This window comes from Ferdinandcohnia sp. QZ13, assembly GCF_031324165.1.
Taxonomy (GTDB): domain Bacteria; phylum Bacillota; class Bacilli; order Bacillales; family Bacillaceae_L; genus Ferdinandcohnia.
In genome coordinates this window covers 1,764,207-1,778,223 of sequence record NZ_JAVIVW010000015.1, presented here as the reverse complement: position 1 = coordinate 1,778,223, position 14,017 = coordinate 1,764,207, and the positions used below count along the sequence as shown (strand labels likewise).

The window sequence follows — 14,017 nt, the reverse complement described above, 5'->3', positions numbered from 1 at the left end:
TGCAAAAAGAAGAGGGATAAAAATGAAGCAGGTATGGTGGAAGGAAGCTGTCGCCTATCAGATCTATCCAAGAAGCTTTATGGATTCGAATGGTGATGGAATCGGTGACTTACAAGGGATTATTTCAAAACTAGATTATGTAAAAGACCTTGGCATTGATGTTATTTGGATTTGTCCTGTTTATAAATCGCCAAATGACGATAATGGATATGATATTAGTGATTATCAGGACATAATGGCCGACTTTGGAAATATGGCCGATTTTGATGAGCTTCTCGAGGAAACGCATAAGCGTGGGATGAGGTTAATAATTGACTTGGTGATCAACCACACAAGTGATGAGCATCCTTGGTTTATTGAATCTCGTTCTTCAAAGGATAATCCAAAGCGTGATTGGTATATTTGGAGTGACGGTAAAAACGGGAAGGAACCAAATAACTGGGAAAGTATTTTTAGTGGCCCCGCTTGGGAATTTGACGAGAAAACTGGGCAATACTACATGCATATTTTCTCAACGAAGCAACCTGATTTAAACTGGGAAAACAAAAAGGTTCGTCATGAGTTATACAGCATGATCAACTGGTGGCTCGATAAAGGGATTGACGGGTTCCGAGTGGATGCCATCAGCCATATTAAAAAGGTTCCTGGTTTCCCGGATATGCCAAATCCAAACGGTTTAAAATATGTTCCGTCCTATGATGGTCATATGAATCGCCCGGGAATCCAAGAATTTTTACAGGAATTAAAAGAAGAAACCTTTGCGAAATATGACATTATGACCGTTGGGGAAGCAAATGGTGTCAGTGCAGATGACGCGGACGAATGGGTCGATGAGAAGCAAGGTAAATTCAATATGGTCTTCCAGTTTGAGCACCTAGGCCTTTGGGATGTGGAAAAGAGAGAACTGGATGTCGTTAGTCTAAAAAGGGTTCTTACAAGATGGCAAAAAGGACTTGAAAACAAAGGCTGGAATGCATTGTTTATTGAGAACCACGATCAACCTCGTGTCGTTTCAACATGGGGAAATGACCAGGAATTTTGGAAGCAAAGCGCAACAGCTCTTGGTACAATGTACTTCTTTATGCAAGGAACTCCGTTCATCTATCAAGGTCAAGAAATTGGGATGACAAATGTTCAATTCCAGACAATTGACGAGTATAACGATGTCGCAACGAAAAACCTGTATCGGGAAAAGCGCAGTGAAGGCGTTTCGCATGATGAAATTATGAAGGGAATCTGGGCGACAAGTCGTGATAACTCCCGTACGCCAATGCAATGGTCGAGTGATGTAAATGCTGGCTTTACTACAGGAAAACCGTGGATGGGTGTAAACCCAAATTTTGTTGAAATCAATGTGGAAAAGCAGTTGGCTGATAACGATTCAGTCATACATTTTTATAAAAAAATGATTGCACTCAAAAAGAGTAACAAGGTGTTCACTTACGGTGTGTATGATTTATTGTTAGAGGAAGATCCAAAACTGTATGTTTACACACGAACACTTAGTGACGAGAAAGTGATTGTGGTAACGAATCTGTCTTCTGAAAGTGCGGTTTGTCGAGTGCCAGAGGGTGAGTTTACGTACGATGGGCTAATGCTAGCTAATTATCCTGTTGAGGCCCATGAGGCGACTGATTTGATTGAATTAAGACCGTATGAGGCGCGAGTGTATCGATTAGCTTGATTTTAGACCCCTATGTTTAGTGACATAGGGGTTTTGTGTTCGCCCAGCATGGGCGAACTCTAACGGGTGAAAGTCCCGAGTGCGACCTTGTAGCGGTAAGCACATAGCTAAAAGCAAGGGTGTCCATGGAGACGTGGAATCTGAAGGAAGCTCACGGCAAACCTCCGGTCTGACGAACAGAAACCATATAGGAGGCAACGTATGAGGATAAGACTGCACAAGAAGTTAAAGTCCAATAGCTACAGTAATCATACGGTGTAAATATGGCAGATAGATGGAGGGAAAGAGTTCGTACCTTAACTGGGGAGGTCTCACTAAGCTATACCAAAATCTTATAGAGATATAAGACTGGATGGTGAGAAGTCAGCAGAAGCCGTAGTAGTGAAGATGTCTAATGAAAGTTAGAAGGAGCGAAGGGCTGAACAATTTTATCGTTATAGAAATCTCAATTGGAAGAGGAAATAGACCACTGGCACATCGCGACAAAGTGGATACCGCCTTCACGAGACAGAAAGGAAATAACAAGCATGTATGAAGGAAAACTACTTGATAAAATCCTAAACAGGGATAATCTTAACCTGGCATTCAAGCAGGTGGAAAAGAATAAGGGTGCAGCTGGTATAGATGGAATGACTGTAGATGAATTGGGGGCATATATGGCATTAAATAAGGATGAAATCATCTTACAAATTCGCCAAAGAAAATATCAACCCTCTCCCGTATTAAGAGTGGAGATTCCTAAACCAAATGGCGGAGTTAGACTTTTAGGAATACCAACGGTCAAAGACAGGGTCATTCAACAAGCAATTGCACAAGTACTTACACCTATATTTGATAGGCAATTTAGTGAATATAGTTATGGATTCAGACCAAGACGGTATGCAGAGATGGCTATATTACAAGCTCTAGAATTTCTAAATGAGGGTCATGATTGGATTGTAGATATTGACCTAGAACGTTTCTTCGACACGGTCAATCACGATAGACTAATGAATCTTGTATCAAAAACAGTAGATGATGGTGACGTCATTTCTCTCATTCGTAAGTTTTTAGTGAGTGGGGTACAAATAGATGAAGATTATGAAGAAACAGTTATAGGAACTCCGCAAGGAGGAAACTTATCACCCTTACTCAGCAATATCATGCTTAATGAATTGGATATGGAACTTGAAAGACGAGGTCTCCGTTTCGTCAGATATGCGGACGACTGCATTATTATGGTCAAAAGCGAGATGGCTGCGAGACGAGTGATGAGGTCAGTGACAAGGTTTATAGAAGAGAAGCTAGGCTTGATTGTTAATGCCAGTAAAACGAAAGTAACAAGGCCAAATGACCCCTCCATGAAATTTCTAGGATTCGGTTTCTTCAAAGATTATCAAATGGATTTGTACAAAGCAAAACCACATCAAAAGTCAGTAGAAAACTTCAAGTTTAAGTTGAAACAATTAACACGGAAAAACTGGAGTGTTGATACGAAGTATCAGGTTGAAAGAGTCAACCAAGTAATACGAGGATGGATAAACTATTTCAAAATTGGTTATATGAAAAAGCTGTTGGGAACAATAGATTCCCACACAAGAGTTAGACTACGGATGTGTATTTGGAAGAAATGGAAAACAGCCAAAAACCGTAGAAAGAATTTAATTAAACTGGGAATGAACAAATATAATGCTTATAAATATAGCCACACCAGTAAAGGAATAGTACGTATCGCTTACTCATGGGTACTTACCACAACAATAACGAATAAGAGATTAGCCCAATTTGGACTAATCTCATGCGTGGAACATTATAACAAAGTACATGCTTAGTATAAAATTGAACCGCCGTATACGGAACCGTACGTACGGTGGTGTGAGAGGACGGCACGAAAGTGCCTCCTACTCGATTATGGGCTAAGCTACCCCTTCACAGAACCTGCAAGAAGGCCACGGACAAAGTATTTGCCGAGGAAGATATAGACTAGCAAGGTGGGAAGAGCTGCAAGTAGGGCTCCTGCCATTTGCACGTTCCATTGGACAATCTGACTGCCTGATAAATTTTGTAAGGCGACCATGATCGGTTGTTGGTCTGATGTTGTAATCGTAACCGCAAATAAAAACTCATTCCAAATATTTGTGAATTGCCAGATGGCAACAACAACAAAGCCAGAAATAGAAAGAGGTATCATAATATATCTAAAAATTCGCAGGAATCCAGCTCCGTCTATTTTTGCTGATTCAATCATTTCATCAGGAATATTGGCGTAAAAGTTCCTAAACATGAGTGTCGTAATCGGAATCCCATACACCACATGGACAAAAATAAGTCCTGTAATTGAGTTGTAAAGTCCGACTTCTCGTAAAAATTGAATCATAGGAATTAAAATGCTTTGATACGGGATAAACATCCCGAATAAAATCAACGTAAATAGTGAATTAGCGCCTTTAAAACGCCATTTTGATAGTACATAACCGTTCAATGCGCCTAATAAGGCAGACAGCAACGTCGCGGGTATTACTAAATAAATAGAATTAAAAAAATTTGGGACAAGCTTTTCAAATGCGAGCTGATAGCTGCTAAAGTCAAGTGTGGCAGGTAATTTCCACATCTCACTTAATGAAATTTGATCAAGCGGCTTAAGGCTTGTCACGATAATCACGTAAATGGGCATTAAATAAAAAAGGCTGAGGCCAATTAGCGCCAGGTAAAGCAATGGCCGAGTGATTGTTTTAATGGTCATGATGCTTCACCCTTTCTACTTGAAATCAAATACGGAACAATAAAAATAGCAACAGAGATGAGCATGATGATCGCAATAGCGGCCCCGTTTGCATAATAATTACCACGGAATGTTGTTTCAAACATGTATACTCCCGGAACGTCAGTGACAAAGTTAGCCCCTGGACCAGTCATCGCATAAATTAAATCAAATATTTTAAGAGAGATATGTGCCATGATAATGACGACACTCACCGTAATTGGACGTAGGATGGGGAGGATGATCTTTGTGTAAATTTGAAATTCCTTTGCCCCGTCCATGCGTGCAGCTTCTCTTACTTCTTCAGGTATTCCGCGAAGCCCCGCAAGATACATCGCAAGTGAGAATCCCGTCATTTGCCAGACGGCGGCAATGATGACAGCGATGATCGCGAATGGAATTCCAAACTCAATTTTCCCCCAATTAAATCCAAATAAGATCTCAGTATTGGTATACCACTTTGAATCTAGCCCAATTTTTTCTAAAAATAGGTTGACCCCTGTGGAGGGATTTAGCAGCCATTGCCATACGACACCTGTTACAACAAAGGATAAGGCCATTGGGAAAAAGAAAATGTTACGGAAGATGGACTCCCCTTTTAAAAAACTTTGGTCTAGTAATATGGCTAAAAGCTGGCCGATAATAATCACTACCCCGATAAATAAAACAGTGAAGACCAGTGTATTCCGTAAATCCGCTTGGAAACGGAAGTCGCCAAATAGATAAAGATAGTTTTTCAGGCCGGCAAACGACATATCAGGAACAAGTGAATTCCAATTACTAAGAGAAACGTATCCCGTCCATCCGATAAACCCGTAAACAAAAATGGTTATTAACAGAATAGAGGGCAAAAGGAAGGCAATGGCCAATAATTGGTCGGTATTAAAAACACGTTTCTTTTTAGGAAGGATTTCTGCTTGTTTTTGAGTGGATTTTTTCGACTGTTTTGCTAGTTCCATAGATATCCTCCTCTTTATAGTAAGATAATTGTCCAAAAAGTTGACGAATCAAAAAGCAAGAAGATCAAAGAACTCGCGACTCGAGGACCTGAGCGTATGTTTTTGATACGAGAGGACTGGAGAGAACGAGTGACGCAGAGATTCGAAGCTTATCATTTGGCGACTTTTTGAACTTCCTCTAAAAAGAAGGGGTGAGAGAGCTCTCATCCCCTTCATCGTATTATTTCAATTCCGCAGCAGCTGAAGTAAGTGAATCCGTAAATTGGTTGACATCGAGCTGTGTAACGAAGATGTTAACAGCTTGGTTTACCTTTGTTAGGAAACCTTCTGCAGCAGCAGAGCCGTGTGCTAGGCTTGGTGCTAGCTTCGCAGATTTGAAATCTTCAATTGTATCTTTTCCGTATTGGTCGTATTTGGAAACGTCAGCATCTACACGTGCAGGGATAGATCCCTTTAGCGGGTTGAATTCATCCTGACCTTCAGTTGAACCTAATACAGATAAGAACTTCTTCACGTCTTCAGCATTTGAAAGCCCCTTTGGTAATCCAAATGTATCTGTAATAACCATGAACATACCATCCGTTTCAGGAGTTGGGATATAGCCAAAGTCCTCATTGACTACTAGTTTTAGGTCGTTAACGAAATAACCCTTCGCCCAGTCACCCATGACGTTCATAGCTGCTTCGCCATTAGCTACTAACTGAGAAGCATCCTGCCAGTTGCGAGAGGCATGGTCTTCATTAATATATCCAAGCATCTTCTTGTAAATTTCGGTAGCTTCAACAACCTTTGCATCATCGAAGGCTATTTCCCCTGTCCATAGCTTCCCATAACCCTCTGTACCAAGAACTCCTAATAGAACTGTTTCATAGAGGTGGGTAGCCGTCCAAGGCTCTTTATCGCCTAATGCTAGTGGTGTAATTCCTTTTGCTTTTAACGCATCAGCAACCTCGAAGAATTCGTCAAAAGTAGTTGGTGCCTCAAGACCATTTTCTTCAAACACATGCTTGTTGTACCAGAGCACGTTTCCACGATGAATATTCACTGGGACTGAGTAGATATTACCGTCTTTACTAACCATATCAATTAAGTCTTGTGGGAATTTGTCATTCCATCCTTCAGCTTCATAAAGGTCGTTTAATGGTTCCATTTTTCCAGCGGCAACCCAACCTTCGTTAAGCTCAGCTCCACCATGAACCTGGAATGTAGCCGGTGGATCATCCCCTTGCATCCGGCTAGCAAGAACCGCCTTTGCGTTTGTTCCAGCCCCACCTGCAACAGCGGCATTTTCAATCGGCACATCTGGATATTTTTCTTCAAACAAAGCAATTAAAGCTTTTAATCCATCTTCCTCACCAGCACCTGTCCACCAGCTGAAGATATCTAACTTTGCTTTGTCTCCATCCTTTTCCTTTGAGCCGGGTTCGGAGCTACATGCAGTCATTGCAAAAACAAATACAAACAAAAGTGACAATAGAAAACCTTTTTTCATACGAATATCCCCCTTATTTTTATTGGAAGCGTTAACAATTTAAATGTAACACGGATTAGAGGGAGGGAGAGAAACTACAATCTGTACTTTCTTGCGAATACCTTCACTTTTTTGTGGTGGTTGAAATGACAAAAAAAAATCAGCTTATCCCAAGCTGATTTCGAAAGGTTATTTCAATGAGATGCTTCGATATTCTGATGGTGACATACCGGTATATTTTTTAAAAACCCTGCTAAAATAATTGGGGTCCTTATAGCCAACGGAATAACAGATTTCTTTTAAGCTTTTACTAGGGTCATCCATTTCCTTTTTCGCATGATCAACTCTCACAGTTGTGAGGTAGTCAATGAAGGTAACGCCCATTTTTTCTTTAAAAAGCTTACTAAAATGATACGGGCTTAGTTCTACATATTCTGCTACTTCCTCAAGTGTTAGAGATTCATAGTAACGCAAATCAATATATTTTTTGGCTTTTGACAATAACCCGTGGAGTTGATTGTTTTTCCATAGTTCGGTTGAATGGTGATGATCCTCATTGATTGATGTGATTCCTTCCTTTTGGGCGAGGACCAGTAATTCCTTCATTCGATTTTTAAGCTCGGTTTGAGCTTCGGCCTGTCGTCTTTCCTGCTCAATCTCCGCTTTCACTCTATCAATGGCAGCTAAGATGTCGGCTTTACGACTTGGCTTTAAAATGTATTCCTTCACACCCTGCTGCATCACTTCTTTTGCATATTCAAACGTGTTAAATGCGGATACCATAATGAATTTAATGTCAGGTTCTAATTGTTTAATCCGCTTAACCGCTTCCACTCCATCAATCCCGGGCATCTTGATATCCATGAGGATCAAGTCTGGCTTGAGTTGTGTAGCTTTCTCAATGGCTACTCTTCCGTTTGGAGCCTCACCGATAACTTCAACATCTGTACATTCGGTTTGAATGATTTTTGTAATCGCCTTCCGTTCAAATAATTCGTCATCGACAATTATCACTTTAATCATGATCTGTCACCCCTTTTTGATCATAAGGAAGCAAAAGTCGAAATGTGGTTCCACTATCTTTTATTGATTCTATTTCTACAACGTCCATTCGCTTATAAAATAACTGAAGTCTTTGGATGACATTTTTTATCCCAATTCCGGTTGAATGTCCGGTTGATTTTTCAAGAGGGACACGATCCTCTGGCGAAGTTCCATCTGCCATCTGCCTAAGCTTAGTTAGTGTGTTTTCATCCATCCCTGCTCCATTGTCTGTAATTTCTACACATATTCGATCAGACACCCGAAAAACGTGTAGCTTGATGATGCCACCATCCTCCATCGATTCAATCCCATGAATAAATGCATTTTCAATGATGGGCTGGAGGGAGAGAGATGGTATCTCGATGTTTAAGCAATCCGGGTCAACCTCCATTTTAAAATCAATCCGTTCGCCAAAGCGGGTACGTTGGATATAGAAATACTCTTTAACAATTTTAACTTCGTTTAAGAGAGTCGAAGATTTATGTAAGTCTCCCAAATTATAGCGAAGCAGTGCAGCAATTGCTTCGATTAACCGAGAGGTGTTTTGAGCCTCTTCCAAGTAAGCCATCTTTGAAACAGTATTAAGTGTATTAAACAAAAAGTGTGGGTTGATCTGGTTTTGTAGGCTTTTTAATTCCAATTCCTTCAGGAGCTTATCAAGCTCTGATTGTTCCTTGATCTCACTTACCAATTGACGAATATTAAGCCTCATTTGATTAAATGTGTTCGTTAATAATTTTAACTCATCATTAGTTGTCACCTTGATTTCATCACCGGAAAAGTTACCTTCTGAAATTTCAGTGGCTGCCTTGGATAATTGACGAATTGGTTTTGTAATTCCGCCTGATAACCACATAGCTAGAAGCAAACTTAATAGAAATGTTGAACTAAACAGGGACATACCCATTAAATTAAAATAACGGTTCTGCTTTTCGATTTCTTCATAAAATAATTGATAATCGGTTAGTTCGTTATTGACTAATGACAACGTTGTCTCTTGAATAAAACCTGCAAATTTCGTTGCTTCATTTAGGTGTGTGGAGTATCGATTAATTTCTTTGTTCTGGAACATCCCAATCGTTAGATCGGTGGCTTCAATATAACTACTAATGATATTTTTATAATTCGATAGAGTAATGGCGTTATTTTCATTCGATAGCTTATTGGTCAGCTGTCCCTGATAGGTTAAAAGCTGCTTTCTAGCGCCAAAATAGTCTTTGAGAAAGGTATCTTCCTCTTCAACGATAAAGGATTGCATTTTTTCATGGACGAGATTAACCTGCTGAGAAATATCATTTAATAACAGAAATTTTTCAAAGCTATCATCATATTCAGAAACGATTTTTTCACTGCTTTTATAAAACAAAAAGGCAACAGCATTCAAAATAATAAAGACAATCATAAAATAAAGAAGTAATTTCGTACGGATTCGAATAATCATGATGGATCCATCCTTATGATACGCTTTGAATCAAGTGGCAGGTCTTCGGGCCGTATGACTCTAGTCTCTGTATGTACCGTATCCGGAACGTTTCGTCCCTCGATTAAGTCGATCATCAGTTGCACAGAACGATATCCCATTTGATAAGGCTCTTGCATGACGGTAGCGTCGATTGTGCCTTTTTTCATATAGTGAAGGGTATCTTCAATGGTATCAAATCCAATAATATAGATTTGATCTTGTTTCTGATAATGCTCAACAACCTGTGCAATTCCGATCCCATCTAAGGCGCTTGTTCCATAAAAGGCCGTGACCTCTGGATGATCTTTAAGGATTTTGTTAGCGGCCTCTGCGGCTCGGACCCTTGTGATATTTGATTCTTCAATTGCAATAATTTGAATCCCTTCCTCATTCTGAATCGCATCTTTAAAGCCTTGAACACGCAGCTGTTGATGAGAAGCGTAGAAATGTCCAGTGACAATCGCAACATTTGCTTTCCCGCCTGTATCTTGAATAAGCGCCTGACCGGCAATAAAGCCCGAATAATAATTATCAGTACCAACATAGGAGTATCGCTTGCTTGTTGCTGCATCGGTATCGACGGTAATCACAGGGATCCCCTTTTCAACGATCTGATTTATCAGTGGGGTAAATTGATCTTCTTGAAGACCTTGTGTTAAAATGCCGTCCACCCTAGAAGCAACGGCCATTTCCAGTGTCTTAAGATGCTCCTCTGTATTTGCTTGTTTTGGTCCGGTATATTCAAGGACAACATTGAAATGCTGAGCAGCTGCTTTTGCTCCATTTTCAACAAGTCGCCAATAATCATTATCCAGCTCTTGTGGAACAAGAACGAAATGATAACGAGGCGCTTCGCTTGTTGCTTTTGCAGAATTGTTCCCAAAGTGGAAAATTTGATAGGCATAATAGCAGGTAAGTGAAAAAGTAATGAGAAATAATAACACCCCAATGCCGTATAGGAATTTGGAAAGGGCAGACAAAGCGAATTCACCTCCAATTTGAAAGCGTTTGTATATTCATTTTAGCGATAAATGGTTGGGGTGTAAAAGAAAAAACTGCCCAGGTGTTTTTGGGCAGTTGCAGAATTATTGATCTTTCCTTCCTATTTCATTACCTGTTGTGTACTCATAGCTTGCTTCATAGCCAGATTCTCTTGCTTTTGGTCCTTTTGCAACCTTGTACTGACCATGATTGGATTGACCGACACGGTTTTTGGTCTTTGCCATATTGAAGAATGCCTCCTTACCCCCGTTTATTTAAGTTCTCCTGTGCCATGCGGATCATTTCTTTGACCATATTGCCACCGATGTTTCCACCTACTTTTCCGGCTTGTTTGGATGTAAGGTTGCCGTTGTACTCATCATTTAGTGGGATTCCTAGTTCCCTTGCGACCTCATATTTTACGTTGTCGGGATTAGTTGGGTCTGTTTTATACCCTTGCTTTTTCATGACGTTTGCTTTTAATTGGTCAAGTTCTTCTCTTGCTTCTGGAACAAGTGGTCGACGTTTTCTTCGTGCCATGTTGAGTCCTCCTTTCATGCTTCATTTTTTAGTAGTATTTCCAAGTATAAAAACTAGAATTTCGGTAAAACTTGGTAGTAACAAGAAATTTTTAAAATATTTATCGAAAATTAGTTTGAAATGCTTGTTTTTTGACTAATCTAGTGATGTAATAGCTTATACCAACAGTTTAATAGGGAAATTTCGCTTAATATCTTGCGAACCTATGAAAAAAGTGGTAAAAAGAATATGTGCTTATTTGGAGAGGAGAATTTAAAATGAACAAAACAGAACTAATCAGTGCAGTTGCTGAAAGTGCAGAACTATCTAAAAAGGATGCAACAAAAGCTGTAGATGCAGTATTTGAAGCTGTTCAAAATGCATTAAGCAACGGAGATAAAGTACAATTAATCGGATTCGGTAACTTCGAAGTTCGTGAGCGTGCTGCTCGTAAAGGCCGTAACCCACAAACTGGTGAAGAAATCGAAATCGCAGCTAGCAAAGTACCTGCATTCAAACCAGGTAAGGCTCTTAAAGACGCAGTTGCTGGTAAGTAATTTTACATAATGATCTGCGTAAATGCCCCTCAGAGATGATCTGAGGGGTTTTTTCATACGGTTAGACTCCAAATTGCTAGATTGACAACATGTGAGTTTGACGCGCATCCTCCTACATGGGAAAATGAGAGTATCGATTTTTACAAAAAGGTAGTGAAGGGATGCAAAAGAGAGTCAATTGCTTAAAATGCAAACACTTTTACACGACATGGGACCCGAAATTTCCTCGCGGGTGTCGTGCCTTCAACTTTAAAACGCAGGCGATGCCGTCTATCACGGTATTTCGGTCCTCTGGGGCACATTGTATGAAGTTTGAAGAAAAGCGTCTACAGACGAAGCAGAAGCCTTCCTACAACGTAGATATTCGGGCATAGGGGTTGAAATTTATGAATATATCTGTCGGTAAGATTTTAGATAAAATGCAACAAGAATTACAGATGGCAAAAAGTGAAGCAAGTGAACAAAAGGTAAGAGAGCGGTTAATGGCAATTCGAACATTATGTGACCTTGTTTTGGATGAGGCACCAGCTGAGGTGAGACGGGTTGAAACTGTGCCAGTGCAGCCAATGCCGAAGGTTGTGCAACCCATTCAGACGATGCAACCAACGACGATTCAAAACTCAACAAAATTAGAAGAAGACGATGCAAACGGAGACTCTCTATTTGATTTTTAAGTAGAGATTTTCCTATTTTGGGCTTTGTCCGATATCCTGGACGTGAAAAAAAACCTTCAGGGTAACGTTATCCCTGAAGGTTTTCAAGAAATTTTTCTCTTTTTTTGTAGAGTTCGTGCGCGGTTTCGATCCTGCAGTGCTCAAATCGAATCTTTCCACCGGGTGCCAGTTGCGCAATTTTATAAATATCAACAGAAATGACGGTTGCAATCCGGGGATAGCCTCCTGTCGTTTGTCGATCGGCTAATAAGATGATGGGTTCACCGCTACTTGGGACCTGAATGCCACCAAGTGGGATGGCGTCAGATGGGATTTCAGCTTTGTCTTTATGCTGTAACGGCGTTGTCCCCTGTAATCGATAGCCCATTCGATCGCCTTGAACAACTCGATAAAGATCTGTGAAGAATTTTTCGATCGCATCCTCTGTAAAATAATTGTCATGTGGTCCCAGAATGGCGCGGACTGTAATCTCTTTTTCAAACGTTGGAATAAAATGACGCGAGAGCCCGGTATTTTTTCGGAAACGACTCCTAGTTCCATAAAGAATATCCCCATCATTGATTTCCGTTCCAAGCTTTGCCTTCGGGTAATACGATTTGCTTCCGAGTACTTCCTCTGCATGAAATCCACCAGCCGCCGCTAAGTATGTGCGAGTACCTGAAACTGGTTTGCCAAACCGGATAATGTCCCCTTTTTTCACGATAAAGGATTTCCATAACGGAGCTTTATTTCCATTAACGGTCATGCTTAAATCAGCACCACATACTGCGATTGAAATTGTGTCTGCCTCAACAAGTAATGTTGGTCCAATCATAGTAATTTCAAGTACAGCTTCACCCCTTGGATTGCCGACAAGAATATTTGCGAGTTGGCTTGAATATGAATCCATTGCGCCGCTTGTGACGACTCCAAATTGTTGATACCCATAGCGACCTAAGTCTTGAAAAGTGGTATATAGCCCTTTTTTAAGGACGGTAAAAAGTGGTTGTCCCATTTAAATCACCTGATTGCCTTAATTGTGATGCCTTCATTGGTTAGTGCGTGATTTAACCTTTGTACGAATTGAATGGCATGAATGTTGTCTCCATGAACACAAATCGAGTCTGCTTTGATGGGAATGACTTCGCCAGTAATCGTTTGGACGGTTTGCTCTTTCACCATTTGCAGAACTTGTTTGATGGACTGGTTGCTGTCATGAATGACGGCGTTTGGCTCGGTTCTTTGGGTTAAGGTTCCGTCAGGCTGATAGGTTCGGTCTGCGAAAACTTCGGAAACGGCATGTAGTCCGTATTTTTCCCCTGCTTCGATTAGCTTGCTACCGGCAAGACCGTATAACACAAGTGTAGGGTCAAAATTAGCGATTGCCTTTGCAATCGCCTCAGCAAGGCTTGTATCGACTGCAGCCATATTATAAAGGGCTCCATGTGGCTTTACATGCGTGAGTTTCACATCATGCACCTGGCAAAAGGCAGAAAGGGCCCCGATTTGATAGATCACGAGATCATAGACGTCAGACGGGGAAACGGCCATGGCTCTTCTGCCAAACCCAACAAGGTCCTGGAAACCAGGGTGGGCACCGATGGCAACGTCATATTTTTTCGCGAGCTGGACGGTTTGACTCATCACATGTGGATCGCCAGCGTGAAACCCACAAGCGATGTTGGCACTAGAGATATGTGGTAATACCTGCTCATCGTTGCCGATTTTATAAGCTCCAAAGCTTTCTCCTAAATCACAATTTAAATCAATCGTTTTCAATTATTTTCACCTCAACCTATCAAATGCGCCTTGGCGTATTTGCGCCCAATTTTTATGCCCACAGGAAGTGGGTCATAAAGACGTTGCCACAGGAAGTGGCTTTCTTAGTCTTTGATCTTATGCGAGATACAGTGAAACTTCAATCTGTGGATGTATTTTTCCGCAGAT

14 protein-coding genes are annotated in these 14,017 nt (G+C 40.7%); 4 read left to right on the top strand and 10 right to left on the bottom strand.

Annotated elements, in window-relative coordinates; translation table 11 throughout:
• The first annotated feature begins 22 nt into the window (after nucleotides 1-22).
• Together RGU12_RS22655 and ltrA are read left to right on the top strand one after the other, a co-directional pair.
• A complete protein-coding gene (locus RGU12_RS22655; RefSeq protein ID WP_309538071.1) occupies nucleotides 23-1,684 on the top strand; it encodes a glycoside hydrolase family 13 protein in 1,662 nt (553 codons plus the stop codon).
• Nucleotides 1,685-2,211: 527 nt separating this feature from the next.
• Nucleotides 2,212-3,495, top strand: coding sequence for a group II intron reverse transcriptase/maturase (ltrA, locus tag RGU12_RS22650; RefSeq protein WP_309534225.1), 1,284 nt, complete (start codon nucleotides 2,212-2,214; stop codon nucleotides 3,493-3,495).
• A gap of 89 nt (nucleotides 3,496-3,584) precedes the next feature.
• On the opposite strand, the gene RGU12_RS22645 is transcribed toward ltrA, so the two are convergent.
• The 8 genes from RGU12_RS22645 to RGU12_RS22610 all read right to left on the bottom strand — a co-directional run bounded on the left by RGU12_RS22645 (nucleotide 3,585) and on the right by RGU12_RS22610 (nucleotide 10,881).
• Nucleotides 3,585-4,406, bottom strand: coding sequence for a carbohydrate ABC transporter permease (locus tag RGU12_RS22645; protein ID WP_309538070.1), 822 nt, complete (start codon nucleotides 4,404-4,406; stop codon nucleotides 3,585-3,587).
• Nucleotides 4,403-5,383 carry a carbohydrate ABC transporter permease gene (locus RGU12_RS22640; RefSeq protein ID WP_309538069.1) on the bottom strand — a complete coding sequence of 327 codons (981 nt, stop codon included), beginning with the start codon at nucleotides 5,381-5,383 and terminating at the stop codon, nucleotides 4,403-4,405. Before RGU12_RS22640 ends, RGU12_RS22645 begins: the two co-directional genes overlap by 4 nt.
• A 220-nt stretch (nucleotides 5,384-5,603) precedes the next feature.
• The gene (locus RGU12_RS22635; protein ID WP_396232399.1) at nucleotides 5,604-6,875 is read right to left on the bottom strand and encodes an ABC transporter substrate-binding protein; all 1,272 of its coding nucleotides are present in this window, start codon (nucleotides 6,873-6,875) and stop codon (nucleotides 5,604-5,606) included.
• Between the two features lie 168 nt (nucleotides 6,876-7,043).
• On the bottom strand, nucleotides 7,044-7,877 hold the full coding sequence (locus RGU12_RS22630; RefSeq protein ID WP_396232398.1) for a response regulator transcription factor: 834 nt from the start codon (nucleotides 7,875-7,877) through the stop codon (nucleotides 7,044-7,046).
• Entirely contained in the window at nucleotides 7,870-9,339 is a 1,470-nt protein-coding gene (locus RGU12_RS22625; protein WP_309538068.1) for a histidine kinase, read from the bottom strand. Before RGU12_RS22625 ends, RGU12_RS22630 begins: the two co-directional genes overlap by 8 nt.
• Nucleotides 9,336-10,340 carry a sugar-binding protein gene (locus tag RGU12_RS22620; protein ID WP_309538067.1) on the bottom strand — a complete coding sequence of 335 codons (1,005 nt, stop codon included), beginning with the start codon at nucleotides 10,338-10,340 and terminating at the stop codon, nucleotides 9,336-9,338. The genes RGU12_RS22625 and RGU12_RS22620 overlap by 4 nt, the downstream gene beginning before the upstream one ends.
• 105 nt (nucleotides 10,341-10,445) lie before the next feature.
• Complete coding sequence (locus RGU12_RS22615; protein ID WP_309538066.1) at nucleotides 10,446-10,586, bottom strand: hypothetical protein; 141 nt, start codon at nucleotides 10,584-10,586, stop codon at nucleotides 10,446-10,448.
• A gap of 16 nt (nucleotides 10,587-10,602) precedes the next feature.
• Nucleotides 10,603-10,881 carry an alpha/beta-type small acid-soluble spore protein gene (locus RGU12_RS22610; RefSeq protein WP_309538065.1) on the bottom strand — a complete coding sequence of 93 codons (279 nt, stop codon included), beginning with the start codon at nucleotides 10,879-10,881 and terminating at the stop codon, nucleotides 10,603-10,605.
• 257 nt (nucleotides 10,882-11,138) lie between these two features.
• Between RGU12_RS22610 and hbs the strand changes: the two genes are divergently transcribed.
• The gene (gene hbs, locus RGU12_RS22605; protein ID WP_116351918.1) at nucleotides 11,139-11,417 is read left to right on the top strand and encodes a non-specific DNA-binding protein Hbs; all 279 of its coding nucleotides are present in this window, start codon (nucleotides 11,139-11,141) and stop codon (nucleotides 11,415-11,417) included.
• 386 nt (nucleotides 11,418-11,803) lie between these two features.
• Nucleotides 11,804-12,091 carry a YwdI family protein gene (locus tag RGU12_RS22600; RefSeq protein ID WP_309538064.1) on the top strand — a complete coding sequence of 96 codons (288 nt, stop codon included), beginning with the start codon at nucleotides 11,804-11,806 and terminating at the stop codon, nucleotides 12,089-12,091.
• A gap of 67 nt (nucleotides 12,092-12,158) precedes the next feature.
• Here RGU12_RS22600 and RGU12_RS22595 read toward each other — a convergent pair whose 3' ends face one another.
• Together RGU12_RS22595 and pxpA are read right to left on the bottom strand one after the other, a co-directional pair.
• Nucleotides 12,159-13,085 carry a 5-oxoprolinase subunit C family protein gene (locus RGU12_RS22595; RefSeq protein WP_309538063.1) on the bottom strand — a complete coding sequence of 309 codons (927 nt, stop codon included), beginning with the start codon at nucleotides 13,083-13,085 and terminating at the stop codon, nucleotides 12,159-12,161.
• A 5-nt stretch (nucleotides 13,086-13,090) separates the two neighbouring features.
• Entirely contained in the window at nucleotides 13,091-13,849 is a 759-nt protein-coding gene (pxpA, locus tag RGU12_RS22590; protein ID WP_309538062.1) for a 5-oxoprolinase subunit PxpA, read from the bottom strand.
• Nucleotides 13,850-14,017: the final 168 nt, after the last annotated feature.

Coding starts and splice junctions, on each gene's coding strand:
- RGU12_RS22610 (WP_309538065.1), bottom strand. CDS start 10,881: ATGGCACGAAGAAAACGTCGACCACTTGTTCCAGAAGCAAGAGAAGAA.
- RGU12_RS22640 (WP_309538069.1), bottom strand. CDS start 5,383: ATGGAACTAGCAAAACAGTCGAAAAAATCCACTCAAAAACAAGCAGAA.
- RGU12_RS22655 (WP_309538071.1), top strand. CDS start 23: ATGAAGCAGGTATGGTGGAAGGAAGCTGTCGCCTATCAGATCTATCCA.
- RGU12_RS22600 (WP_309538064.1), top strand. CDS start 11,804: ATGAATATATCTGTCGGTAAGATTTTAGATAAAATGCAACAAGAATTA.
- RGU12_RS22630 (WP_396232398.1), bottom strand. CDS start 7,877: ATGATTAAAGTGATAATTGTCGATGACGAATTATTTGAACGGAAGGCG.
- RGU12_RS22635 (WP_396232399.1), bottom strand. CDS start 6,875: ATGAAAAAAGGTTTTCTATTGTCACTTTTGTTTGTATTTGTTTTTGCA.
- RGU12_RS22595 (WP_309538063.1), bottom strand. CDS start 13,085: ATGGGACAACCACTTTTTACCGTCCTTAAAAAAGGGCTATATACCACT.
- RGU12_RS22645 (WP_309538070.1), bottom strand. CDS start 4,406: ATGACCATTAAAACAATCACTCGGCCATTGCTTTACCTGGCGCTAATT.
- ltrA (WP_309534225.1), top strand. CDS start 2,212: ATGTATGAAGGAAAACTACTTGATAAAATCCTAAACAGGGATAATCTT.
- hbs (WP_116351918.1), top strand. CDS start 11,139: ATGAACAAAACAGAACTAATCAGTGCAGTTGCTGAAAGTGCAGAACTA.
- RGU12_RS22615 (WP_309538066.1), bottom strand. CDS start 10,586: ATGGCAAAGACCAAAAACCGTGTCGGTCAATCCAATCATGGTCAGTAC.
- RGU12_RS22625 (WP_309538068.1), bottom strand. CDS start 9,339: ATGATTATTCGAATCCGTACGAAATTACTTCTTTATTTTATGATTGTC.